This window comes from Pectobacterium quasiaquaticum (genome assembly GCF_014946775.2).
Taxonomy (GTDB): Bacteria; Pseudomonadota; Gammaproteobacteria; order Enterobacterales; family Enterobacteriaceae; genus Pectobacterium; species Pectobacterium aquaticum.
The window spans coordinates 2,981,015-3,005,023 of sequence record NZ_CP065177.1; the positions used below are offsets into that span (position 1 = coordinate 2,981,015).

At 51.1% G+C, this 24,009-nt stretch carries 18 protein-coding genes and 1 pseudogene; 10 read left to right on the forward strand and 9 right to left on the reverse strand.

Annotated features, from left to right (window positions below; all coding sequences use genetic code 11):
- Position 1: 1 nt before the first annotated feature.
- The 3 genes from IG609_RS13665 to wecA form a co-directional block, all read right to left on the reverse strand.
- Positions 2 to 436, reverse strand: a complete 435-nt coding sequence (locus IG609_RS13665) for an arsenate reductase/protein-tyrosine-phosphatase family protein (protein ID WP_193400939.1) — start codon at positions 434 to 436, stop codon at positions 2 to 4.
- Between the two features lie 8 nt (positions 437 to 444).
- The gene (locus IG609_RS13670; RefSeq protein WP_193400941.1) at positions 445 to 1,581 is read right to left on the reverse strand and encodes a polysaccharide export protein; all 1,137 of its coding nucleotides are present in this window, start codon (positions 1,579 to 1,581) and stop codon (positions 445 to 447) included.
- Positions 1,582 to 1,698: 117 nt separating this feature from the next.
- Entirely contained in the window at positions 1,699 to 2,796 is a 1,098-nt protein-coding gene (gene wecA, locus IG609_RS13675) for a UDP-N-acetylglucosamine--undecaprenyl-phosphate N-acetylglucosaminephosphotransferase (RefSeq protein ID WP_193400942.1), read from the reverse strand.
- 726 nt (positions 2,797 to 3,522) lie between these two features.
- On the opposite strand from wecA, the gene IG609_RS13680 reads away from it, so the two are divergent.
- From IG609_RS13680 to hepT, 3 genes are all read left to right on the forward strand, one after another.
- On the forward strand, positions 3,523 to 5,109 hold the full coding sequence (locus tag IG609_RS13680) for a TerC family protein (RefSeq protein ID WP_193400944.1): 1,587 nt from the start codon (positions 3,523 to 3,525) through the stop codon (positions 5,107 to 5,109).
- Positions 5,110 to 5,244: 135 nt separating this feature from the next.
- Entirely contained in the window at positions 5,245 to 5,628 is a 384-nt protein-coding gene (gene mntA / locus IG609_RS13685) for a type VII toxin-antitoxin system MntA family adenylyltransferase antitoxin (RefSeq protein WP_193400946.1), read from the forward strand.
- Positions 5,625 to 6,044 (forward strand): type VII toxin-antitoxin system HepT family RNase toxin, encoded by a 420-nt coding sequence (hepT, locus tag IG609_RS13690; RefSeq protein ID WP_193400948.1) that lies wholly within the window; start codon positions 5,625 to 5,627, stop codon positions 6,042 to 6,044. The genes mntA and hepT overlap by 4 nt, the downstream gene beginning before the upstream one ends.
- Positions 6,045 to 6,095: 51 nt before the next feature.
- On the opposite strand, the gene dcuC is transcribed toward hepT, so the two are convergent.
- The 5 genes from dcuC to apbC form a co-directional block, all read right to left on the reverse strand.
- The gene (dcuC, locus tag IG609_RS13695; RefSeq protein WP_193400950.1) at positions 6,096 to 7,448 is read right to left on the reverse strand and encodes an anaerobic C4-dicarboxylate transporter DcuC; all 1,353 of its coding nucleotides are present in this window, start codon (positions 7,446 to 7,448) and stop codon (positions 6,096 to 6,098) included.
- Positions 7,449 to 7,709: 261 nt separating this feature from the next.
- A complete protein-coding gene (gene asmA / locus IG609_RS13700) occupies positions 7,710 to 9,545 on the reverse strand; it encodes an outer membrane assembly protein AsmA (RefSeq protein ID WP_193400952.1) in 1,836 nt (611 codons plus the stop codon).
- Positions 9,546 to 9,608: 63 nt separating this feature from the next.
- Positions 9,609 to 10,190, reverse strand: a complete 582-nt coding sequence (gene dcd / locus IG609_RS13705) for a dCTP deaminase (protein WP_102116608.1) — start codon at positions 10,188 to 10,190, stop codon at positions 9,609 to 9,611.
- A gap of 106 nt (positions 10,191 to 10,296) precedes the next feature.
- Positions 10,297 to 10,938 (reverse strand): uridine kinase, encoded by a 642-nt coding sequence (gene udk / locus IG609_RS13710; RefSeq protein ID WP_010281304.1) that lies wholly within the window; start codon positions 10,936 to 10,938, stop codon positions 10,297 to 10,299.
- 190 nt (positions 10,939 to 11,128) lie between these two features.
- On the reverse strand, positions 11,129 to 12,238 hold the full coding sequence (apbC, locus tag IG609_RS13715; RefSeq protein WP_010281301.1) for an iron-sulfur cluster carrier protein ApbC: 1,110 nt from the start codon (positions 12,236 to 12,238) through the stop codon (positions 11,129 to 11,131).
- Between the two features lie 223 nt (positions 12,239 to 12,461).
- Between apbC and metG the strand changes: the two genes are divergently transcribed.
- From metG to IG609_RS13745, 6 genes are all read left to right on the forward strand, one after another.
- On the forward strand, positions 12,462 to 14,492 hold the full coding sequence (gene metG, locus IG609_RS13720) for a methionine--tRNA ligase (protein WP_193400954.1): 2,031 nt from the start codon (positions 12,462 to 12,464) through the stop codon (positions 14,490 to 14,492).
- A 279-nt stretch (positions 14,493 to 14,771) separates the two neighbouring features.
- Positions 14,772 to 17,819 (forward strand): formate dehydrogenase-N subunit alpha, encoded by a 3,048-nt coding sequence (fdnG, locus tag IG609_RS13725; RefSeq protein WP_193400956.1) that lies wholly within the window; start codon positions 14,772 to 14,774, stop codon positions 17,817 to 17,819.
- A gap of 12 nt (positions 17,820 to 17,831) precedes the next feature.
- Complete coding sequence (fdxH, locus tag IG609_RS13730; RefSeq protein WP_193400958.1) at positions 17,832 to 18,740, forward strand: formate dehydrogenase subunit beta; 909 nt, start codon at positions 17,832 to 17,834, stop codon at positions 18,738 to 18,740.
- Positions 18,733 to 19,368, forward strand: a complete 636-nt coding sequence (gene fdnI / locus IG609_RS13735; RefSeq protein ID WP_193400960.1) for a formate dehydrogenase-N subunit gamma — start codon at positions 18,733 to 18,735, stop codon at positions 19,366 to 19,368. Before fdxH ends, fdnI begins: the two co-directional genes overlap by 8 nt.
- Before the next feature lie 285 nt (positions 19,369 to 19,653).
- Positions 19,654 to 20,730, forward strand: a complete 1,077-nt coding sequence (locus tag IG609_RS13740) for a sugar ABC transporter substrate-binding protein (RefSeq protein WP_193398992.1) — start codon at positions 19,654 to 19,656, stop codon at positions 20,728 to 20,730.
- Positions 20,731 to 20,744: 14 nt separating this feature from the next.
- The gene (locus IG609_RS13745; RefSeq protein WP_193398993.1) at positions 20,745 to 21,995 is read left to right on the forward strand and encodes an LVIVD repeat-containing protein; all 1,251 of its coding nucleotides are present in this window, start codon (positions 20,745 to 20,747) and stop codon (positions 21,993 to 21,995) included.
- Between the two features lie 53 nt (positions 21,996 to 22,048).
- On the opposite strand, the gene pgl is transcribed toward IG609_RS13745, so the two are convergent.
- Positions 22,049 to 23,047 (reverse strand): 6-phosphogluconolactonase, encoded by a 999-nt coding sequence (pgl, locus tag IG609_RS13750; RefSeq protein ID WP_193398994.1) that lies wholly within the window; start codon positions 23,045 to 23,047, stop codon positions 22,049 to 22,051.
- A 268-nt stretch (positions 23,048 to 23,315) separates the two neighbouring features.
- Here pgl and IG609_RS13755 point away from each other — a divergent pair.
- Positions 23,316 to 24,005 (forward strand): annotated as a pseudogene (locus tag IG609_RS13755) (IS1 family transposase).
- Positions 24,006 to 24,009: the final 4 nt, after the last annotated feature.

The following is a 24,009-nucleotide window of genomic DNA, read 5'->3' on the forward strand; positions in this document are numbered from 1 at the left end:
ATTAACGATTTAACGCCTGCACCCATTTTTGCGCAGACTGCTCAAGTTGTGAGTAAACGAATTCAAATGCTTCGCGGCTTTTACGATAAGGATCGGCTATTTCCTGCTGGTTTGACCAGTGCCCGAATAGCATGGTTTTGCCCCGCACTTCTGGCGCAATGCGGCTTACTCCATCGATGTGACCTTTCTCCATCACCAGAATCAGATCGTACTGGCGGCATAGCGCAGAGGTTAATTGCTGCGCTTCGTGCCCTTCAAGAGAAAGATCATGATGACTTGCCACCTCGGTTGCCATCGCATCGGCGGGCTTCCCTACCAGTGCGCCTAACCCAGCAGACGCAATTTTTTTCGTCGGCAAAGCCTGTTTCAATAACCGTTCCCCTGTAGGGGAACGGCAAATATTGCCCACACACACCACCAAAATTGAATCAAACATAGTTATCTCTACGGCCAGTTACGAACACGTAATGTACCTTCAGTTAACTCATTAAAGCCGGAAATGGTCGGTACCAGTTGGCTAATAACGCGGTTCCAGCGAACAATCGGCGCGGTGGTGACATACACGATGTCATACGGCTGTAACTGAAACTCGGTGCCCATCACCATCGCGGTAGCATCTTTGGCATTAAGCTGATAGATATCGGCCAGTTTAGGGCCTTGGGTGCCGCGCAATGAACGAATTACAAAGATCCCCGTAGCATCCGAAAATGTCTGATCCATCCCTTCCGCATTGCCTAATGCTTCCGTCAGCGTCATGCCGCTGCGATCCATTTTGAGGGTACTTTGCTTTTTGACTTCCCCCATAACGAACACTTTCAGATCATCGTTACGTGGGATGTAGAGGATATCACCGGGATAAAGCAGGTGGTTTTGTGAAAGGTCGCCATTTTGCATCAGCGCCTGAAGCGAGAGGCGTTGCTCTTGCCCATTGTGGGTTAATACGATATTACGCCAGTCGGCATTTTCAGTGAGACCACCCGCTCTGTTGATTGCGTCTAGTACTGTCAATGGCACGTTGGTAATTGCCTGTTGCCCTGATGTCGCGACTTCACCCGTTACGTAGGCCTTCTGTGAACGGAAGGCTGCAATGCTGACATCGACTTGCGGTGATTCAATGTACTGCGCCAAACGGCCCATGATCTGATCGCGAACTTCAGTGACTGTTTTGCCAGCAACGCTGACTTTGCCAATATAGGGATAAAAAATCGTGCCATCAGAATGTACCCAGTTGCCGGTATCGGCTGCGGTACGGTACGTGCCCGCTGGTGTCGTTAGCTCAGGGTGATCCCACACTGTCACCATGATGACATCACCAATACCGATGCGGTATTCATAACTCTGCAATTCTTTTTCCAATGCAGGGTTAGTCTGGGCTATCAGTGGTTTAGGGCGCATTTTTTCAACTAAGTAAGGCGTCATTGGGTAAACATTGACGAGCTTATCGATATTGAAATCCGCATCTTGCTGCTCGACTACATTTTTACCGCTAGTAGAAAGGTGGGAACCAGGAACCAGGGTACAACCGCTAAGTAGCGCTACCGACACCATCAAGGGCATCAATTTTCGTTTGTGCTTTATCATCCTGTCTATGCCATCGCTCTTAATAGAATATTGCGCAAATCCCTACAAAACAGCCCATCATTATAGAGAATAAATTAGTAGACTACCCCATGGTCTGCGGTATAAAACGCTAGCAATTCACCGTTTTAACGGCGTGGTGCCATTTTTATCGACGCTCGTTACACTGGCGTCCGAGTCTCGGGTTGTTCTACGAAACCATGTCAACACCCGCCATATCCGACTGATCATCCAGAAATAACCGCAGAAGGCCATGAGAAATACACTAAACATAATAGACTCAGCGATGCCAATCCGCTCGCCTAAAATGCCTATAGCGGAAAATAGCATCGCCACAAAAAGAATAACGACCAGTGCCTGATGTGGCGTCAGGCCTGCTCGCATTAATATATGGTGCAAATGTTCACGATCGGGCTTAAATGGGCTATCACCACGACGGATACGGCGAACCATAATCGTTACCATATCCATAAGTGGAATAGCGATAAACCAGAGCGCAGTGACCGGATGAATAACTGCTTTTTCACTCTGCGTCGCCAGCATCAGTAGCCATATCACCGTAAAGCCGATCAGCGTACTACCCGCATCCCCCATGAATACCTTGAATTTCCGCCCCCACAATATTCCTAAATTAAGGAGGATATAAGGCAATGTTGCGGCCAACAGGCAAGCACTCCAGAGTGCTAACTCATGATGACCACCAAGGTAGAATACAATAGCAAGCGCGCCAAACGCCACGCAGGATAGCGCCCCCAGTAAGCCATCAATGCCGTCAACCATATTGAAGGCATTGATAGCTCCCCATACCGCAAACAATGTCACCGTGTAGCCAAAGATACCGAGGAAAAGTTCATACCCGAAGAGAACGCGCCCTAATGTCTCCAGGTACAACCCTGCATACATCATTAACCCAGCGACAGCGGCTTGTAGCCCCACACGGGGTAAGACAGGAAGATCAAAACGATCATCGAGCACACCGACGACCAGAAGTGCGGTGGCACAAATCATATACAGAGAGAAATCAGGTAGCCAATCTGGCTGCAGTACATATAAAACCCATAGCGCAAGGTAGATGGACACCCCACCAACGAGGGGAATATGACCCTGGTGCTTTTTACGTACATTGGGTTTATCGACTAAACCAACACGGATCGCCGCTTTTCTTGCTAAGAAAAGTGCGATAAAAGCGCTTAGAAAGATCACTATGAATTCTTGCATTTTTACACCATCATTACCGTTGTATGTTTATGCATCAGGCACGCTACCGCCCTTGGCTTGTAGCTACCAATGCACTATCAAAGTACGGCCCCTGTCCTGTGGTTTAAATTCTAAAGCGTTAAGTTACGTATTTATTATGATTTTCATTGTACAGACAGGGTATACCCTCAACCGGATCCCCTTATGACAACAGATACATTAGGTAAACCATATCCTAGATGTGAGGGATGTGACTTAACCCAAAGAACTAACATAGTATTAACCACTCAAGCGGGAGCACAAGAACAAGATGTTTAGGGCGGGGTTTTTAGGAATAAGACTATGAACATCCATTGTGGCAAAACCTCCATAAGGATAAAAAACCGACGAAAAGAATAAAGCCTGCCTGTTTCAGTCATAAAACTGGCTGCATGGGATGTAAAACCACATGATTATGTGGGGATTAGCAGCGGCGCGTTATTCTATGCTTGGATACATAGCATGATCAAATGTTACGGCTTGTATCTCCGTTATACAGCATAAAATTTTGCTTAAGGGCAACAATGGGATTTTTTAACATGAGTTGAACTTAATCTGACATCCTGCATATAAAAAACACACAAAAACACGTCATCATTCCTACTCACAATACAGCATAGTAAAGAATATCCCTGCAAATTCTGGTTCATCTGTGCCTGCCCTGATAGGCTATCGGGGTTATGTTCATTTAAAGGTGAAAAAAGAGATATGGAGTGGATCGCTGATCCAACGATATGGGCCGGGTTGGCCACACTGGTTGTCCTAGAACTGGTTCTCGGCATTGATAATCTTATTTTTATTGCCATTCTGGCTGAGAAATTACCCAAAGAACAGCGCGATAAAGCCAGAGTCGTTGGCCTGTTACTTGCCCTGATTATGCGTCTGGGTCTGCTGGCGTCCATTTCATGGCTGGTGTCGTTGACTACCCCCCTCTTCACGTTCCTTGAGCACAGCTTCAGCGCTCGCGATGTCATCATGCTAATTGGCGGGCTATTCCTACTCTTTAAAGCCACCATGGAGCTAAACGAGCGCCTCGAAGGGAAGGATGAGGAGCAGCAAGCTCAACGTAAAGGCGCGCGTTTCTGGCCGGTAGTGGCACAGATCGTGGTACTGGATGCCATATTCTCGCTGGATTCGGTGATTACCGCCGTCGGCATGACCGATCATCTGCTGGTCATGATGTCCGCCGTGACCATTGCTATTTTCCTCATGCTGCTGGCCAGCAAGCCGCTGACCCGTTTTGTCGCTGAACACCCGACCATCGTTATCCTGTGTCTCAGCTTCCTGCTGATGATTGGTTTCAGTCTGGTCGCAGACGCCTTTGGTTATCACATCCCTAAAGGTTACCTCTACGCAGCGATAGGTTTCTCGGTACTGATTGAGATGTTGAATCAGGTTTCCCAGTTTAACCGCAGGCGCTTTCTCTCCTCCTCGGTTCCACTGCGCCAACGTACTGCAGAAGTGGTTTTGCGTATTTTGCGCGGTAACCATGAAGAAGCTGAACTGGACAATCAAACTTCATCGATGATTGCAGACAACACCCGAGCGGGTCAGGAAGTTTTCAATATTCAGGAACGCCGGATGATAAAGCGGGTATTGGGGCTGGCGCAGCGAACCATCAGCAGCATTATGACGTCGCGGCATGACATTGACTCGGTTGAGCTGGATATTACACAGGATGCACTCGCTAAACTGTTAACGGCCAATCAGCATTCCCGACTGGTGGTAACCGACAGCAGTACCTCCGACGAACCGCTGGGTATTGTACATGTTGCCGATTTACTCCAGCAGCAGCTAAACCGCGAGCCCTTCAATCCACGTATTCTGATTCGTCAGCCGCTGGTCTTTCCTGAACAGCTTTCACTGTTACAAGCTTTGGAACAGTTTAGAGAAGCACGAACACATTTTGCGTTTGTCGTTGATGAATTTGGTTCGATGGAAGGGATAGTCACATTAAGCGACGTGATGGAAACCATTGCTGGCAACCTGCCGCGCGAAGGGGAAGATCGCGATGCGCGCCATAGTATTCAGCAGAATGACGATGGTAGTTGGACCGTAAATGGCTATATCCCGCTGGAAGACTTAACGATGTATGTTCCGCTGACGCTGGATGAAAAGCGCGAATACTACACGTTGGCGGGGCTGTTGATGGAGCATGCGCAGCGGGTTCCGCAGGTGGGTGATACACTGTCAATCGATAGCTATCAGTTCACTATTCTGGCGGTGGAAAGCCACCGTATCATTGAGGTCCGCATCACACCAAACGACGAACCACAGACTGATTTTGAAGTGTGAGCAAATAGGTCAATCAAACGTGAAATAGAGGTGAAAGGGATAACTTCCCTTCTTCCTTTCCACTGGCTGGCAATAAATTGATGTTCAGGCAATCCTGTCAGACAATGAGAGAATCGTAGGGGCGGGAGCTATCACATGTTCGATGAGATCGTTTTGACACTGAAAAAACAGATGCCCGACATCAAGATTATTTATCTCTTTGGTTCCCAGGCAACGGGGAATGCCAGAGCAGACAGCGATGTTGATATCGCCATCATGGCGACGCGAGCCCTGGGTCCCGTTGAACGCTGGGAGCTATCCCACCAGTTAGCAAAAAAAATAGGCCATGATGTCGATCTTATCGATTTATTGCAGGCCTCGACGGTATTAAAAATGGAGATCGTTCGTAACGGCAAGCTACTTTACGATGTGGAAGCAACGGCGGGAGAATTTGAAATGACAACACTTTCAATGTACCAGCATCTGCAAAAAGAGCGTGCGGATATCATTCGTAGCTTTAATCAGGATCTAAAAGCATGACAGATATCTTGCTCAACAAAAGCAGCACCATACAAAGATGCCTACGCCGTATCCGTGAGGAATTCGATACTGAGGAAGGGTTTCGTCAGAACTTCACCAAGCAAGATTCCGTCATACTCAACATACAACGCGCCTGCGAAGCCGCGATTGATATCGCCAATTATCTTATCCGTATCAAGCAGCTAGGCATACCACAGAGTAGCCGCGATAGCTTTGCGCTTCTCGCTGCAAACCAGATTATTACTCTTGAACTCTCTGACAATTTGCAAGAAATGGTGGGATTAAGAAACATTGCCGTGCATGACTATCAGACACTCAATCTGGATATTGTCATCCACGTCATTTCTCATCGTTTAAGCGACTTCGAACGTTTTATCAAACAAATAGCCCGATATAGTGACAGCCAGCACCTCTAGGCCACATAACCTAATAGCCTAAAGGTGCTGGTGTTTACCTCATTTCTACTATCAGGCTGGCACCATAATTTCGGTAGCAATCACCACCACAATCAGCCCAACCAAAACCGGAACCGATGTGCGCTTAACCACCTCAAACGGCGATATTTTCGCCATCCCAGCGACCGCAACAACTACGCCGGATACCGGAGAAATGGTACGGCCCAAGTTGGAAGCCTGAAGCATCGGAATCGCCAGATAAGCAGGGTTGATGCCCATTTGCGACGCCAGCTTTGGAATCAGCTCAACAAACGCATAGAACGGCGCATTGCCCGAGCCCGTTGTCATCGCAGCCAACATCGTGATCGCGACCAGTACCAGCATAATCACCAACCCACCGCTGCCGAATGACTGCGCCAGGCCAATCAGGCCGCTGATAAAACCAATGGTGCCAAGCCCCTGGGCAAAGACACCGGCTGCAACTAACAGGATGACGACGCTAGAGAAGGCATCGGCCATCCCGCGGTAAGCCACATCCAGCCCATCAAACACCTTTTGTGCATTGAACGAGCGGGCAAATTCCAGTACTGCGGCCAGCACCATACAGATAACCAGTACAGTGATAATGTGGAGTTCCGGCCCCCATTTACCATCAAAGATAAGTACACCCATGATCGGTGTAAACGGCAGAATGGCGTAAAAACGCGGAGCATCCGTCGTGATCTCGCTGACGTCCAGAATCTCATGGCTGACATTCGCTTTGTTATCCAGATAGCGCTGCCAGAAGAAATGCGCGACGGCCATGCACACGATCGCCATGATGGAAATAGGCAGCGTGGCTTTAAAGGCAAAATCCACTAATTTCATCTGTGATGCCTGTGCGGCAAGGACTACGTCGCCCGATGTCGGCGACAGAATCAACGCCACAGGGGAGGCGCAGATTGCGGCAGCAGCTCCGCGGCTAATCCCGACGTTCACCATAACGGGGAATAACGTAGCCATTAACAGCACTCCCAGTCCGGTTGCCGATGACACCGCCAGCGACATCAGACAGGCGACAAAATAGGCCGCAATCATCAGTAAATAAGGCGAGTTGATCATTTTCAGCGGGCGGGAAACCAGCTTCACGACGACATCATTGGCACCGATATGCGTCATATAAGCCGCAAATCCACACAGCACCATAATCATCATGCCGAGATCGCCACCGCGGCTCATCAGCAAAATTTTTACGTATTCAACAATATCCGTTGCACTCCAGCCCGTCGCCTTCGCACTGGCTGGTAATACGTTTTTTCCCAGCATGGCACTGATTGCCAAAAGTAAGAGGCCGCCCACCAGCAACACGCCAGTCGCGGAGTACCCTTTTATAATGTAACGCCCAACCAGAATCGTTACAGCAACACCAATCAAAAGTTCGAGCATAGTGGGTTTCGATACCTGAGTAATAAATTATCTGACAGAAATTCCCCGGCAGCGGAGTAACACCGCACCGAAAACAGGGAGCGAAGTTTACTGCTTTAGAAAATAAAAAAAGAGAAAAATATTAATATGCAGCGTTAAAAAAGAGACACCGAGCACATAGCCAGTCTGGAGGGTGATAAACAGAGGGAAAACGTTGGCGAGAAGCTGCAGGTTTGCTGATAGGAGTCAGCAAACCGGCTAAAAGCGCAGCATTTCAGAAAATTAAAGACGATCGAGGAGTTGCTTCAGATCCTTGCCCTTCTGGCTTTGCTGATTTTGGCTGGCCCAATCATTCAGGCGTTTTTTCAATTCGTCCTGCAGGCGTTTACGCAGCAGTTGATCCACCTGTAATTGGTAATTCAATTTATCCCACTCGCCATAGATGCGTAACGGGATCGCCGTGTTTTTCAACACGCTGACCAGTTGCTCATCCCCCTGCCACCCTTGCGTGATAGAGACATTCAAATTCACGTCACACGTCTGGGCTGGCAAATCGAATTGGCCAGCCCCCGTTAGCGACAGCAGTTCTGAACGGCCATTGAGATCGGTAAGGCGTAACTTACCCGCGTTCAGTTGCACTTTCCCAGTCAACTGTTGCAGTTCGGTATAGCGCTCATAACGCTCTTGTCCTCGCACATTCCCATTGCTACGCGCCACGGCCATCTGCACCATTTGCTGGATATTCAAATCCTGTAGACGAACATTATTACCTTGCAGCGTCGCTGTCCCCTGCCACTGCTGGAACAACGCAGGTAGTGCAAAGCTATTGCCGCTGAACTGCCCCACCATCGACAATTTCCCACTGACCGTCTCAGCAGGCAGCGCAAATGCGGACATCAACTGGGATAACTCAACATCCTTGAGGTCTGGCCGTAGCGTGATGTTGGTCGATGGCTTCGTCACAACCTTACCAGGCAATGAGAAATGCCCACCGCCTAATTCACCGCTCAAGGTCGTCACATCCAGCAGCCCCGGCTGATTGTCTGCCCGTAGCGTAAATTGACGGACATCGAGCCCACGATAGATCAGCGCCGCGGCCTGTAATGACAGACGCGCGGTGAATGTCTGTAAGCCGTCTTCTGGCTTGGCTAACTCGCTTTCATTTGAAATCACAGGGGCTGATGATTTAGCTGGCACCACAGCGGCATTGTTCTCTTTTACCGACGCGATCCCCAGCAGGGAATCCAAATCCAGCTTCTCAGACAACAGATCTAATTCGTAATGAGGGATCTCCCCCAGCGTCACGCTACCAGCACCAGATAGTTGGCTATTATTGGTATTAAGTGAAAGCTGGCTAAACGTGATTTTTTCAGGCTGCTGTTGATAGCTTGCCTGAACACTCCCCGTTCCGCTGATACCGTTTGCTGGTATTCCTGCTCCCTGAAGCTGGTAATCTAGCTTGGTGATATTGGCATTGACCTGCTGGGGGAAATGCAGCAAATCGACATCTGCGGCAAGAGAGAAGGCAATATCGCGCTGATCGCGATTGATACGGCTTGATAATTCGATGCTGACCTGGCGGTCGCTGTTCTGCTCCATCGCAAGATTAATGTCACGCACGTTAATCTGCTCGTTATTGCTGCGTTGCAGAATCAACAGGCTATCGGCGACTTTGATCTTATCAATATCCAGCCGCCAGTGCCGTTCCTCAGATGGGGTCTGCGATCCTGCTGGGGCAATGGGCGCAGTGGTAGACTGTTTGGCTTCACTTTCCGGCGTCAGGCGAATAATGGCACCTTTCAGCATCACCTGTTTGACCGCGAGCTTGTGCGACAGCAGCGGCCACAGTTGCACATCAAGACGCATGTTCTCGGCGTTGACAATCGGCGCACGGGATCCCGGCGCGCTCAACGACATCCCGCCTGATAATATGCTCAGTTGCGGCCACACATGCCAACGCAGATCGCCATCCAGTTGAAGGCGATAGCCGCTACGTTCCTCAACTTGCTTCACCATGTAGGCGCGGAAGTCATTGGGATTAACCAGTACGACCAAGGCCGTCATTCCTGCCACCAGCACTACAAGCAGAATTGCCAGCGTCGTCAGAAATCTTCTCATGCCATCCTCATTGTGAAACGCACGGCTACCTGCTTTTTACCTTACAGGCCGACCGCCAGACGCTTAGTCTTTATCGATCCGGCTCGCTACCGCACCCTGTTGATCTTTATACTTGGCATCCTGACGGCGGTTGTAAGGACGAGCCGCCGACCCGGAAAGCGGTTCAAAACTCAGAGCGCCAATCATCATGCCGGGGCGTAGTGCCAACGGCAACTTACCTGAATTATAGAACTCCAGCACAATTCTTCCTTGCCAACCTGGATCAATGCGGTGTGCGGTGACGTGAACCATTAATCCCAGACGGGCTAGCGAAGAGCGACCATCCAGCCAGCCAACCACATTATCCGGCAGCGTAACGGATTCAAACGTCACTGCCAGCGCTAATTCTCCTGGGTGTAGGAAAAATGCCTCACCTTCTGGCAAATTGATTTCATCACTCATAACGCGATCCAGCGCCGCGCTGACTTCATCTTTCGGGCCACTTAAGTCAATGAAGGCCGCAGTGTGTCCGCGGAAGACGCGAAACTGATTTCCCAAACGAACATCAACGGTCGCACCACTGATCCTCTCAGTAGGCGGACGGGGTGTAATCACCAGTCGGCCATCATCCAGCCAGGCTTCAATGTCACGGTCACACAGTCTCATCTTATTCTCCATTCGATGCCGGTATCTATCAGATAAACCTCATCTACCCGTCATGCTGCTCGTTGCCCCGCGTTAGTGATGCTACGAAGGTTATTTAGGGTATCGACTACTCAAAAAACTGGCTTATCTTGGCTTTCAAAATATCAATCGCAATACGGTTTTTCCCGCCGCGCGGCACAATAATGTCGGCATATTGCTTAGAGGGCTCAATAAATTGCAGGAACATCGGGCGCACGGTCTTCTGATACTGTTCCATCACGGAATCCATTGAACGCCCGCGCTCATTAACGTCGCGGCGCATACGGCGCAGCAGGCAAATATCCAGCGGTGTATCGACAAAAATAGAGAAATTCATCTCACTGCGCAGACGCGCATCCGTCAGCAGCAGGATACCTTCCAGAATAATGACCTTTTTCAGCTCGATATGCACGGTTTCCTGCTTGCGGGTGTGCTCGACATAGCTGTACTGCGGGACTTCGATCGCCTGACCAGCTTTCAGCATCTGCAAATGCTTGAGCAGCAGACTATGATCCATCGAGCTCGGGTGGTCATAGTTAGTTTTTACCCGCTCTTCCATCGTCAGGTGGCTTTGATCTTTATAATAACTGTCTTCAGATATCACCCCGATATGCTGATCGCCGACCTGATCGCGCAATTCTCGATACAAGGTGCTGGAAATAAGACTTTTACCCGAAGCGGACGCTCCTGAGATCCCGATGATGACACACTGGTGAGACTGATCAGTCATGGTATTAACGACCTGATTAACATAAATAAAAGAGAGGGGAATGCGCCAACGGGCGCTTTGACGCGGCAATTATAGGGAGTTACCCCCCTTCACGCCACCCTTTCCGCGTATTGCGCCCGAGGGAAATCGCATGCTGGCGCAGGATCAAGCCGGGGCAGATCCCCCGGCTGATTACCCTCTGGCAGAAGCGTTACAGCGCCCGGAAAGAAATTTCGCCGGGAATCGTGTCACCCTGCCAGTAAAGCTGAGCGGCAACCTGCCCCGCCAGTTCGCGGTACAGAGAAGTAAACTCGCTGTCAGGCTGGCTGACTACCGTCGGCTCACCGCGGTCGAGGTCTTCACGCAGAGAGATATGCAGTGGAAGCTGACCTAACAGAGAACAGTGATATTTTTCCGCCAGCTTCTGCGCACCGCCCGTGCCGAAGATCGGCTCCAGATGACCACAATTGCTACAGATATGTACGCTCATATTCTCAACGATGCCCAGTACCGGCACACTGACTTTTTCAAACATCGCGATGCCCTTCATGGCATCCATCAGTGCAATGTCCTGTGGCGTCGTCACCACGACCGCACCCGTGACAGGAATACTCTGTGCCAGCGTCAGTTGAATATCACCCGTACCCGGCGGCATATCTAATACCAGATAGTCCAGATCCGGCCAGAGTGTATCCTGCAGCAGTTGCAATAACGCTTTGCTGGCCATCGGCCCACGCCACACCATAGCGTTATCGTCCGTCACCAGATAACCAATCGAGTTGGTTGCCAGACCGTGCGCGATAATCGGTGCCATATGTTGGCCATCTGGCGAGGTTGGGCGCTCACTGGCCGAGCCCAGCATGGTCGGAATGGAAGGACCGTAGATGTCGGCATCCAGAATGCCCACATTCGCGCCTTCAGCCGCCAGCGCCAGCGCCATATTGACTGCAGTACTGGATTTGCCGACCCCACCTTTGCCGGAACTAACGGCAATGATGTTTTTCACGCCCTTCACGCCAGCCTGATCGTTAACACGGCGCAGCGTCGCGATATCGTGCGTTAAACGCCATTCAACCGCCTTTGCGCCTGATAAACGTAATAACTCATCGCTAACCGTTTCCTTTAATACAGCTAAACCGCTCAGCCAGACAAACGGCATCGTCAGGTCGATATGCAATACGTTGTCCAGCAGCGCACAATGGCGCAGTGCATTCAGTGTCGTCAGGTTATTTTTCAGTGTCGGGTGCTGAAAAGTAGATAAAACCCCAGTGACCATCGCACGTAGTGCTTCAGGGCGTTGTTCGGGGACTGTCGCGTTCATTCCGGCTCCTTGAAATTCTCATATTTGACCGTTGAGACCGTATATAGCATACCAGAGCGCGGGGAGCCTGACGCCCTTCGGCATCAAAAACGTGGAAACGCTACGCAAATAAAAATCTGCCATGGGGTTTCCTGCCGTTTTTACTCACGCCAGCGGTTTACGCAGCAAGGCGCAATCGGTTAACATCGATCTCCCTCTATTCACAAAAGAAAGCAAGTTCCTCATGACTCAAGTCGCAAAGAAAATCCTGGTAACGTGCGCGCTGCCTTACGCTAATGGTTCAATCCACCTCGGTCATATGCTTGAACACGTTCAGGCCGATATTTGGGTTCGTTACCAGCGAATGCGCGGCAACCAGGTTCACTTTATCTGTGCGGACGACGCCCACGGCACGCCAATCATGCTGAAAGCACAGCAGATGGGGATTGCGCCGGAACAGATGATTGCGGCAATGAGTCAGGAGCATCAGCAGGACTTTGCCGGTTTCAATATCAGCTATGACAACTACCACTCTACGCACAGCGAAGAGAACCGCGAGCTGTCAGGCCTGATTTATGGTCGGCTGAAAGAGAACGGTTTTATTAAAAATCGCACCATTTCTCAGCTGTACGACCCAGAGAAAGGCATGTTCCTGCCGGATCGTTTCGTCAAAGGCACCTGCCCGAAATGTAAGGCTGCCGACCAATACGGCGATAACTGCGAAGTCTGTGGCGCGACCTACAGCCCTACAGAGCTGATCGAACCCAAATCAGTGGTGTCTGGTGCCACGCCAGAAATGCGTGAAACAGAACACTTCTTCTTCGATCTGCCTGCGTTCAGCGAGATGCTGCAAGCCTGGACGCGTTCGGGCGCATTGCAGGAGCAAGTCGCCAACAAGATGCAGGAGTGGTTCGATTCTGGCCTGCAACAGTGGGACATTACCCGCGACGCACCGTATTTCGGTTTTGAAATCCCTGATGCACCGGGCAAATATTTTTACGTCTGGCTGGATGCGCCAATCGGCTACATGGGGTCGTTCAAGAACCTGTGCGACAAACGTGGCGATCTGAATTTTGATGATTTCTGGAAGAAAGACTCCGACGCAGATTTGTACCACTTCATCGGTAAAGACATCGTTTATTTCCACAGCCTGTTCTGGCCAGCCATGCTGGAAGGCAGCGGTTTCCGTAAACCGACAAACCTGTTCGTACATGGTTATGTCACGGTCAACGGCGCCAAGATGTCTAAATCACGCGGCACTTTCATCAAAGCGGGCACGTATCTGCAACATCTGGATGCCGATTGCCTACGTTATTACTACGCGGCAAAACTGTCTTCTCGCATTGATGACATCGACCTCAATCTGGAAGATTTCGTTCAGCGCGTGAATGCTGACATCGTTAACAAAGTCGTGAATCTGGCATCACGTAATGCCGGTTTCATCAGCAAACGCTTTGACGGCAAGCTGGCGGACACGTTAGCCGACGCCGAGCTGTACAAAACCTTCACCGATGCCGCCACCAGCATTGCCGAAGCCTATAACAACCGTGAATCCGGGCGTGCCATTCGTGAGATCATGGCGTTGGCAGATATTGCCAACCGCTACGTTGACGAACAGGCACCGTGGGTTGTGGCGAAAGCAGAAGGTCGGGATGAAGATCTGCAAGCCATTTGCTCAATGGGCATCAACCTGTTCCGCGTACTGATGACATACCTGAAACCGGTCCTGCCTTCTCTGGCAGAACGAACAGAAGCATTTTTGAACACGGAACTGAGCTGGGATGCGATTGCCACGCCGCTGCTGAGCCATCAGGTTAGCCCATTCAAAGCGCTGTTCAACCGCATCGATCTGGATAAAGTTAATGCAATGGTTGACGCGTCGAAAGAAGACATGGTTGCCGCACAAAAAGTCGTCTCAGGTCCGCTGGCAGACAACCCGGTGCAGGACACCATTAACTTTGACGATTTTGCCAAAGTCGATATGCGTATCGCACTGATTAAGCAGGCTGAACTGGTTGATGGTTCTGACAAGCTTTTACGTCTGACGCTGGATCTGGGCGGCGAAACCCGTCAGGTCTTCTCTGGCATTCGTGAAGCTTACCCTGATCCGGCTAAGCTGGAAGGCCGTTTAACCGTGATGGTCGCCAATCTGGCTCCGCGTAAAATGCGCTTCGGCATATCAGAAGGTATGGTGATGGCAGCCGGTCCCGGCGGGAAAGATATCTTCCTGCTGAGCCCAGACAGCGGCGCTCAGCCTGGGATGCAGGTCAAATAACCACCACATCAAGCCGGATTTTTATCCGGCTTTTTTTGCAACAATTCCTCCACAAACTCCCGCTTATTCCCCTTTGACCGGCTCGTCACGCCACATTATTTGTAACCGTGAAATAACAAAATCGTTATGCATTACAATATATAGCGAATGAAAAATATACCTCTTTATAGGTGTTATGGGGGTTTAAATACTTAAATTTTGATTTTGCGCAAAGCCCACAATTTATGTGTTGTTAAATTGCTCGCAACAAAAATGACACATAATTACACAGGGAAACTAATGCAACTGAATAGAAGAGGTTTCTTTAAAGTTTGCGCGGGGGGGATGGCTGGAACCACTCTCGCGGTATTGGGCTTTACACCCACGGAAGCAATGGCATCAGTACGTCAATATAAGCTGTTACGGGCAAAAGAGACGCGTAACAACTGCACATACTGCTCGGTCGGTTGCGGTGTGCTCATGTATAGCCTGGGCGATGGCGCCAAAAACGCGAAGCCTTCCGTTTTTCATATCGAAGGTGATGCGGACCACCCAGTCAGCCGTGGCTCCCTTTGCCCGAAAGGTGCGGGTCTGGTCGACTACATCCACAGCGAAAACCGCCTGCTCTACCCAGAATACCGTGCGCCAGGCTCAGACAAATGGCAACGAATCAGTTGGGACGACGCGATCGAACGCATCGCGCGCCTGATGAAAGCTGACCGCGACGCCAACTTCCAACGCACCAACGCCAAAGGCGAAACCGTCAACCGCTGGCTGACTACTGGGATGTTGTGCTCTTCTGCCGCCAGCAACGAAACCGGCATTCTCGACCAGAAATTTGCCCGCTCTCTCGGCATGGTCGCCATCGACTGCCAGGCTCGCCTGTGTCACGGGCCAACCGTCGCCGCGCTGGCACCGACATTCGGCCGTGGCGCAATGACCAACAACTGGGTTGATATCAAAAACGCCAACGTCATCATCGTCATGGGCGGCAACCCAGCAGAAGCCCACCCGGTCGGTTTCAAATGGGCCGTTGAAGCGAAAACGCACAACAATGCGAAGCTGATTGTGGTCGATCCGCGTTTTAACCGCTCCGCTGCCGTTGCCGATCTCTACGCACCTATTCGCGCAGGTTCAGATGCCGCCTTCCTGTTGGGTATCGTTAACTACCTTATTACGAACGATAAAATTCATCGTGAATACGTGGTGTCTTACACCAATGCCAGCCTGATCGTACGCGATGACTTTAGCTTCGACGAAGGCTTGTTCAGCGGCTATGACGAACAAAAACGTCAATATGATAAATCCAGTTGGCAATACGAGTTAGATGAGTCCGGTTTCGCCAAACGTGACAACACGCTGTCCCATCCGCGCTGCGTCTGGAACCTGCTGAAAAAACACGTCTCCCGCTATACGCTGGAAATGGTGACATCGCTGTGTGGCACCTCAGCCAAAGATTATGAAGAGATTTGCCGTACGCTGGCTGAAACCTGTGTACCGAATAAAACCGCAACTTTCATGTATGCACTGGGTTGGACGCACCACACCAACGGCGCGCAAATTATCCGCTCCGCCGGCATGATCCAGCTTCTGCTGGGGAATATTGGTATGGCAGGCGGTGGCATCAACGCCCTGCGCGGTCATTCCAACATTCAGGGGTATACCGATCTGGGTCTGCTGTCGTTAAATCTGCCGGGCTATATGCCACTGCCGTCAGAAAAACAGCCGGATCTGAATACCTATCTGGGCCAAATTACGCCAACCGCCGTATTGCCCGATCAAGTTAACTATTGGAAAAATACGCCAAAATTCTTTATCAGCATGATGAAGAGCTTCTACGGCGATCACGCACAGGCCGCGAATAACTGGGGTTATGACTGGTTGCCGAAGTGGGATCGTAGCTACGACGTTATGGTGCAAACCGAGCTGATGGTGGAAGGCAAAATGAACGGCTACATCGTTCAGGGCTTTAACCCTGTCGCGGCGTTCTCTAACAAGAATAAAGCGACCGAAGCGCTCTCCAAACTCAAATACATGGTCATCATCGATCCGCTGGTAACAGAAACCTCTACGTTCTGGCAGAACTATGGTGAATTCAATGACGTGGATACGAAGTCCATTCAGACTGAAGTCTTCCGTCTGCCGTCTTCTTGCTTTGCCGAAGAGAATGGCTCTATCGCCAACTCCGGCCGCTGGCTGCAATGGCACTGGGCGGCGGCCGAGCCACCAGGAGAAGCCCGTCACGACGGTAAAATCCTCGGTAAGCTGCTGATGCGCCTGCGTGAACTGTATAGCGAAGAAGGCGGTACTTATCCTGATCCAGTGATGAATATCAACTGGAACTATAAAGACCCGGAAGATCCGACGCCGGAAGAGATCGCGCGCGAAGCCAACGGGATGGCGCTAGCTGATATCTACGATGACAGCGGCAAACTGATTCTGAAGAAAGGCCAGCAGCTCGCCGATTTCTCACAACTGCGTGATGACGGTACCACGTCCAGTTTCTGCTGGATTTACGCTGGGAGCTGGACAGAAGCCGGTAACCAGATGGATAGACGCGACAACGCAGATGCCGGTCTGGGTTGTACACCGAACTGGGCATGGTGCTGGCCGCAAAACCGCCGCATTCTCTACAACCGCGCCTCCGCCAACCTGCAAGGAAAGCCGTGGGACAGCAAGCGTAAATTGCTGGAATGGACCGGTCAGAAATGGCAAGGCATTGATGTGCCTGACTTCGCCGCCACTGTCCCACCAGGCAAAGACACTGGGCCGTTCATCATGCTGCCGGAAGGTCTGGCGCGTTTGTTCTCCGTAGACAAACTGGTAGACGGGCCGTTCCCTGAACACTACGAACCGATCGAATCGCCTATCGGCACTAACCCACTGCACCCATCGGTGATTTCCAGCCCAGTCGTGCGTTTGTTTGCACGTGATGCGAAAACCATGGGTACCGCGAAAGATTTCCCTTACGTGGCAACGACATACTCGATTACCGAATTGTTCCGTCACTGGACAAAACACGCGCGTCTGAACGCGATTGTGCAACCAGAGCAGTTTGTTGAGATCGGTGAAAATCTGGCGAAGAGCAAAGGCATTAAGGCGGGCGATGAAGTCAAAGTCTCCTGCCAGCGTGGCTACATCAAAGCCAAAGCGGTGGTCACCAAGCGTATCAAAACGCTGGAAATTGCCGGACGCAGCGTGGAAACCATTGGTATTCCCTGCCACTGGGGCTTTGAGGGAACCACGCGTAAAGGGTTCCTGGCTAACACACTCACCCCGAGCGTCGGTGACGCTAATTCACAAACGCCTGAGTACAAAGCGTTTTTGGTTAATGTAGAGAAGGTGTAAGGGTAGCCAACTATGTCAATGCAATCACAAGATGTTATTAAACGTTCGGCCACCAACGGCTTTACACCGCCTCCGCATGTGCGTGATGACAAAAGCGAAGTGGCAAAACTGATCGATGTCACCACCTGTATCGGCTGTAAAGGCTGTCAGGTGGCCTGTTCAGAGTGGAACGATATTCGTGACGACGTCGGCCATAACCTCGGGGTTTATGATAACCCAGCGGATCTGAGCGCCAAATCCTGGACGCTGATGCGCTTTTCCGAAGTGGAAGAGAACGATCGTCTGGAATGGCTGATCCGTAAAGATGGCTGCATGCACTGTAGCGATCCGGGCTGTCTGAAAGCCTGTCCTTCCGCTGGTGCAGTTATCCAGTATGCCAACGGTATCGTCGATTTTCAGTCCGAACACTGTATCGGCTGCGGCTATTGCATCGCCGGCTGCCCATTCAATATTCCGCGTCTGAACAAAGAAGATAACCGCGTCTATAAATGTACGCTGTGCGTCGACAGAGTCAGCGTTGGGCAAGAGCCTGCCTGCGTGAAAACCTGTCCGACGGGTGCCATTCGTTTCGGTACGAAAGAAGAGATGAAGCATCTGGCAGAAGAACGCATCGCCGATCTGAAAAGCCGTGGTTATGCGAACGCAGGCCTCTACGATCCGCAGGGCGTGGGCGGTACGCACGTGATGTATGTTCTGCACCACGCAGATAGACCATCGCTCTACCACAATCTACCAGATAATCCGCAGATTTCTACGCCGGTCAATCTGTGGAAAGGTATTCTGAAACCACTCTCTGCATTAGGGTTTGTCGCCACGTTCGCTGGGTTAATGTTCCACTACGTCGGTGTGGGTCCGAACACAGAAGAAATGGAGCATGAACACGAGGGAGAAGAGAAAAAAGGGGGAGACAAACATGAGTAAGCCACAAATGATTTTGCGTACCAAGTTTATCGATCGCATCTGTCACTGGATTGTGGTGATTAGCTTTTTCTTGGTCGCGCTCTCAGGTATTGCTTTGTTTTTCCCGACCCTACAATGGCTGACACAGACATTTGGTACGCCACAAATGGGACGTATTCTGCACCCGTTTTTTGGCGTGCTGATTGTCATCTGCCTGATCCCGATGTTCTTCCGCTTTGTTGGCCATAACATTCCGAAGAAGCGTGATTTGCCGTGGTTCCTCAACATTATTGAAGTGTTGAAAGGCAATGAGCATGAAGTCTCTGAAGTGGGTAAATACAACCCAGGCCAGAAAATGATGTTCTGGAGCATCATGGGACTGACGCTGGTACTGCTGATCACTGGGGTTATCATGTGGCGCCCCTATTTTGCCCACCTGTTCCCGATTGATGTCGTGCGCTACGCCATTCTGATTCATGCCGTTGCGGCTATCGTTCTCATCCATGCCATCCTGATCCATATGTACATGGCATTCTGGGTCAAAGGGTCGATCAAAGGCATGATCGAAGGAAAGGTCTCCAAGCGCTGGGCGCGTAAACACCACCCACGCTGGGCGCGTGAAATGGAAGAGAAAGAAACGAAGAAATAATTCAGGTTCTTTTCATTTCATCACCGCCTGAAATGCCCGCCTCGCGGGCATTTTTCTTTTTATCCGCAGTCAGTACGAATCGTTATAACTTAAACCCAAAAGTCATAATGCTCCCCTCTTCCTCGTCTATCGCTCAACGGCTATGATACAGTATCATTTTTAAATAGACATCCAGACATAAAGACAGCTATAAAGTAGTGACGCAGAAAACATAACAATACTGCCATCGACACGACACACTTTCATCAACACAAGATCCCTTTATAAAACGCCATGGAGCTGATAATGAAGAAATTTACGCCCGCCCTGCTTGCACTGAGCTTACTGACAGCATTACCGGCACTGGCGAATCAAAATGCCACTATTGCTCCCGTTCCGGCCGCTATCGCCAATCATGACGGTCCGGTTCGCATCGCGGTTATCCGCAACTTGGGTTCCGACGACAACACTACGCAGTTTGTTTCCGGCGTGCTCGAAGAAGGTAAAAAACTAGGCTTCAAGGTCAGCACCTTCCTGAGCAACGGCGATGATGCCCGTTTTCAGGATTTCGTGAATCAGGCGATTAGCCAGAAATATGATGGCATCATCCTGTCACAGGGCCGCGATCCCTACTCTACCGATTTGATTAAACGTATTGTCGACAGCGGCATTGCCGTTTCTGTATTTGATACCGCCGTGAATGGCGAAATTCCGGGCGTGACCGTCACCCAGCAGGATGACGCCTCCCTGACTAACGAATCACTTGGCCAATTGGTGAAAGATTTCAACGGTAAAGCCAACATTATCAAACTGTGGGTCGCTGGCTTCCCGCCGATGGAACGCCGCCAGCTTGCCTATCAACAGATTCTGAAAGCCAACCCCGGCATCAAAGAACTGGAATCGATTGGTGCCGTGTCCTCTGACGTTCAGGGCGATACCGCTAACAAAGTCGGCGCGGTGCTGGCGAAATACCCGAAAGGCAAAATCGATGCCATCTGGGGATCGTGGGATGCCTTCAGCCAGGGTGCTTATAAGGCGTTGAAAGAAAACGGCCGGACCGAAATCAAACTGTACAGCATCGATATCTCCAATCAGGATTTACAACTGATGCGCGAAGCGAGCAGCCCGTGGAAAGTCAGCGTGGCTGTCGATCCTAAATTGATCGGTAAAGTTAACCTGCGTCTGGTTGCCAACAAGATTGCCGGTGAACCAACACCTGCGACCTACGAATTCCGCGCAGCCGCCATTCCGCAAGCGCTCTTAGCCAGCCAAACAGGTCCGGTCAACGTCACCGGATTAGCGAAAATCATCCCAGGCTGGGGCCAAACGGATAATTTTATCGCACCGTGGTTTGCTACACTGGAAGCCAAACAGGCGAAATAACACGGAGATAACCCATGGCATCGACCCCTCTGCCTACCCCCGATTACAGCCGCAATATGCGGCTGATTGGGCACAGCGATCAAGGTGGCAGACCCGACGGCGTGCAGGTGATGGTTCATCGCGGCTACGCTTACATCGGGCATATGGTTTCACAAGGCGTGTCGATTGTGGATGTGCGCGATGCCAGCAATCCCAAACCGGCGGGGTTTATTGCTGCCCCGCCCGGCACCTGGAATATCCACCTGCAAACGCACGATGACCTGCTGCTTGTCGTCAACGCGCGCGATTTGTTTGCCGACGCCAGCTTCGCCGAGGAAAAGGTCTATTACACTCGCTCCGTCGCCGATACGGTCAGTACCAAACAGCAGGGCAAAAGCTGGAGCGCTGGATTACGGATTTTCGATATCTCAACACCGGATAAACCACGCGAAATCAGCTTCCTGACGCTGGATGGCATCGGTATTCACCGCATCTGGTACGTGGGCGGACGCTGGGCCTATGTCTCCGCTCTACTTGATGGCTACAGCGACTACATCTTTCTGACTATCGATTTGGCAGATCCGCAGCGCCCGGAAGTTGCTGGCCGCTACTGGCTACCCGGCATGCACACCGCCGGTGGGGAAACCGCAAGCTGGCCGGAAGGCAAGCGTTACGCCCTGCACCATGCCATCATCAGCGGCAACATCGCCTATGGCAGTTGGCGCGATGGCGGGTTGACACTGCTGGACGTGTGCGATCGCACCAATCCACAGCTCATCAGCCACCGTAACTGGAGCCCACCGTTTGGCGGCGGTACACACACAGCGCTGCCGTTGCCGGATCGCGATCTGCTGATCGTGTTGGATGAAGCAGTATTGGATAATCAGGAAGATGGCGAGAAATTGATTTGGGTGTTCGATATTCGTGAACCGAGCAATCCGGTGAGCATCGCCACCTTTCCGCAGCCGAAAGAAGCGGACTATGTGAAGAAAGGCGCACACTTTGGCCCACATAACCTGCATGAAAACCGGCCCGGTAGCTTCATTAGTTCGTCACTGATTTTCGCCACGTACCAAAACGCAGGGGTACGGGCTTATGACATCAGTAACCCGTATCAGCCGAAGGAAACGGGTGCACTGGTGCCTGCTGCGCCAGACAGAATGGTCGACAAGCGCCCCGGCAGACCGCAGATTATTCAGTCCTGCGATGTGTTTGTTGATGCCGACGGCATCATCTACAGCACGGATTACAACGCGGGTTTGTCGATCATCGAATACCGGGGTTAATCGAAAAAAAGCCCTGCGGATCAATGCAGGGCTTATTGTTGTGCGTAGCTAACTTAGTCCAGCGCCAGCACCGACACCCACATTGGCCCCTGACCGACGGCATAACGAGCCAGCGGTTGCAGATCGCCCGAGTTCTGGTCGATGTGATACACCTCAAGGTGCTGCGATTTCTGCCCTGCTGAAATCAGGAACTCACCGGTGTTGTCGATATTGAAACCGCGCGGCTGCGTTTCGGTTGGCTGATGTCCGGTCAGCGTTAACGTGCTGCCGTCTTCAGACACCTGGAAAACACTCAGCAGGCTGGCAGTACGATCGCTGATGTACAGGAAGCGACCATTCGGCGTAATGTGAATATCTGCCGCCCAGCGCGTATCGCTAAAGCCTGCTGGCATAGCATCCAGCGTTTGCACTTTCTGCACTTCCCCACCAGTTGCATCCAACTGATACACATCTACCGAGCTGTCCAGTTCATTCACACAATAGGCAAAGCGTTGATTGGGGTGGAAGGCCATATGGCGTGGACCGGCACCCGCTACCGTTGTCATTTCGGCCTGACGATGAACGCTCAATTCGCCCGCAGCCCCCAGATCGTACAGGCGAATACGGTCTTCTTTCAGGCACGGTGCCCACACGACAGAATTGGTTGGATCGATGTTGGTAGAGTGGCACCCTTCCAGTCCGTCCAGTTGTTGGATCGGCTCGCCGACGATGCCGTCAGCACCAATCGGGCTAACGCTAACGCAGGCACCGCTGTAAGACGCGCTGAACAGGAAACGTCCGTCGTTGTCGGTAGACAGGTGCGTCGGGCTACCCGGTAAAGACGCCACACCCGCTTGCGCTAATTTACCCTGCTCATCAATACGATAGCTCAAAACCCTGAAATCAGGACGAACCCCAACATACAGGTGACGCTTGTTCGGTGCGATCACCATCGGCTGAACCTGCCCTGGAACGTCAACGGTTTGCAATAATGTCAGATTCCCCTGAGCACCGAGTTGCCAAACATGAATCTGCTGGCTTTCCGGGCTGGCGACATAAACCACTTGCTGCATCGTATTCTCCTTATTTTTCACGCGAATGTGGCGGCACAGGAAGGCTCAAAAGAGGTTGGTTCATCAGAAGGATAACGAACTTGCTCAACCTGACGCACGGTATACCATAAATGACCAATTACTCTATTCTACAGAGACATCGCAAGGCTACTATTGATTTAAGTAATGATTGATTTAGGTGACGGTGTAGATGTGGGCAATAACGAATAGGTGGTAATGACTCTAATTGGTTGAATTGACGTATACTGCTCGCTTTTGAGGTTTTCTTATGGCTAGCGTTACTGTTCATTGTCCCCGTTGTCAGTCTGCTCTGGTTTACCGACATGGGCAGAACCCTAAAGGCCGTGATCGGTTTCGCTACCGCGATTGCTACCGCGTGTTCCTCCTCACTTATACCTATGAAGCCCGTAAGCCCAGTGTCAAAGAGCAAATTACCGAAATGGCCTTCAACGGAGCGGGCGTCCGAGATACGGCAAGGACACTCAACGTCGGTATTAACACCGTATTCGCACGTTAAAAAACTCGCGCCGAAACGAATAACGTCATCTCCGGTTGCCCATGCGGATGTGGCACTCATATGTGAATTTAATGAACAGTGGAGCTTCGTTGGCAGTAAGGCGCGACAACACTGGCTCTGGTACGCTTACAACACCAAAACCGGTGGTGTACTGGCCTACACCTTCGGTCCACGTACCGATGATACATGTCGGGAGTTGCTGGCACTTTTGACGCCGTTCAGCATTGGCATGATAACCAGTGATGGGGCAGCTATGCCAGAGAGGTGCCGAGGGATAAGCATCTGACGGGTAAAATCTTTACGCAGCGCATTGAGCGTAACAACCTGACTCTCCGTACGCGAATCAAGAGGCTGGCTCGCAAAACGATTTGCTTCTCGCGCTCAATAGAAATCCATGAAAAAGTCATTGGAGCCTTCATCGAAAAATATATGTTCTACTAATTGG

Bases quoted from the DNA above. Each gene is read 5' to 3' on its own strand.
- IG609_RS13665 (WP_193400939.1), bottom strand. From the start codon at position 436: ATGTTTGATTCAATTTTGGTGGTGTGTGTGGGCAATATTTGCCGTTCC.
- IG609_RS13670 (WP_193400941.1), bottom strand. From the start codon at position 1,581: ATGATAAAGCACAAACGAAAATTGATGCCCTTGATGGTGTCGGTAGCG.
- wecA (WP_193400942.1), bottom strand. From the start codon at position 2,796: ATGCAAGAATTCATAGTGATCTTTCTAAGCGCTTTTATCGCACTTTTC.
- IG609_RS13680 (WP_193400944.1), top strand. From the start codon at position 3,523: ATGGAGTGGATCGCTGATCCAACGATATGGGCCGGGTTGGCCACACTG.
- mntA (WP_193400946.1), top strand. From the start codon at position 5,245: ATGTTCGATGAGATCGTTTTGACACTGAAAAAACAGATGCCCGACATC.
- hepT (WP_193400948.1), top strand. From the start codon at position 5,625: ATGACAGATATCTTGCTCAACAAAAGCAGCACCATACAAAGATGCCTA.
- dcuC (WP_193400950.1), bottom strand. From the start codon at position 7,448: ATGCTCGAACTTTTGATTGGTGTTGCTGTAACGATTCTGGTTGGGCGT.
- asmA (WP_193400952.1), bottom strand. From the start codon at position 9,545: ATGAGAAGATTTCTGACGACGCTGGCAATTCTGCTTGTAGTGCTGGTG.
- dcd (WP_102116608.1), bottom strand. From the start codon at position 10,190: ATGAGACTGTGTGACCGTGACATTGAAGCCTGGCTGGATGATGGCCGA.
- udk (WP_010281304.1), bottom strand. From the start codon at position 10,938: ATGACTGATCAGTCTCACCAGTGTGTCATCATCGGGATCTCAGGAGCG.
- apbC (WP_010281301.1), bottom strand. From the start codon at position 12,238: ATGAACGCGACAGTCCCCGAACAACGCCCTGAAGCACTACGTGCGATG.
- metG (WP_193400954.1), top strand. From the start codon at position 12,462: ATGACTCAAGTCGCAAAGAAAATCCTGGTAACGTGCGCGCTGCCTTAC.
- fdnG (WP_193400956.1), top strand. From the start codon at position 14,772: ATGCAACTGAATAGAAGAGGTTTCTTTAAAGTTTGCGCGGGGGGGATG.
- fdxH (WP_193400958.1), top strand. From the start codon at position 17,832: ATGTCAATGCAATCACAAGATGTTATTAAACGTTCGGCCACCAACGGC.
- fdnI (WP_193400960.1), top strand. From the start codon at position 18,733: ATGAGTAAGCCACAAATGATTTTGCGTACCAAGTTTATCGATCGCATC.
- IG609_RS13740 (WP_193398992.1), top strand. From the start codon at position 19,654: ATGAAGAAATTTACGCCCGCCCTGCTTGCACTGAGCTTACTGACAGCA.
- IG609_RS13745 (WP_193398993.1), top strand. From the start codon at position 20,745: ATGGCATCGACCCCTCTGCCTACCCCCGATTACAGCCGCAATATGCGG.
- pgl (WP_193398994.1), bottom strand. From the start codon at position 23,047: ATGCAGCAAGTGGTTTATGTCGCCAGCCCGGAAAGCCAGCAGATTCAT.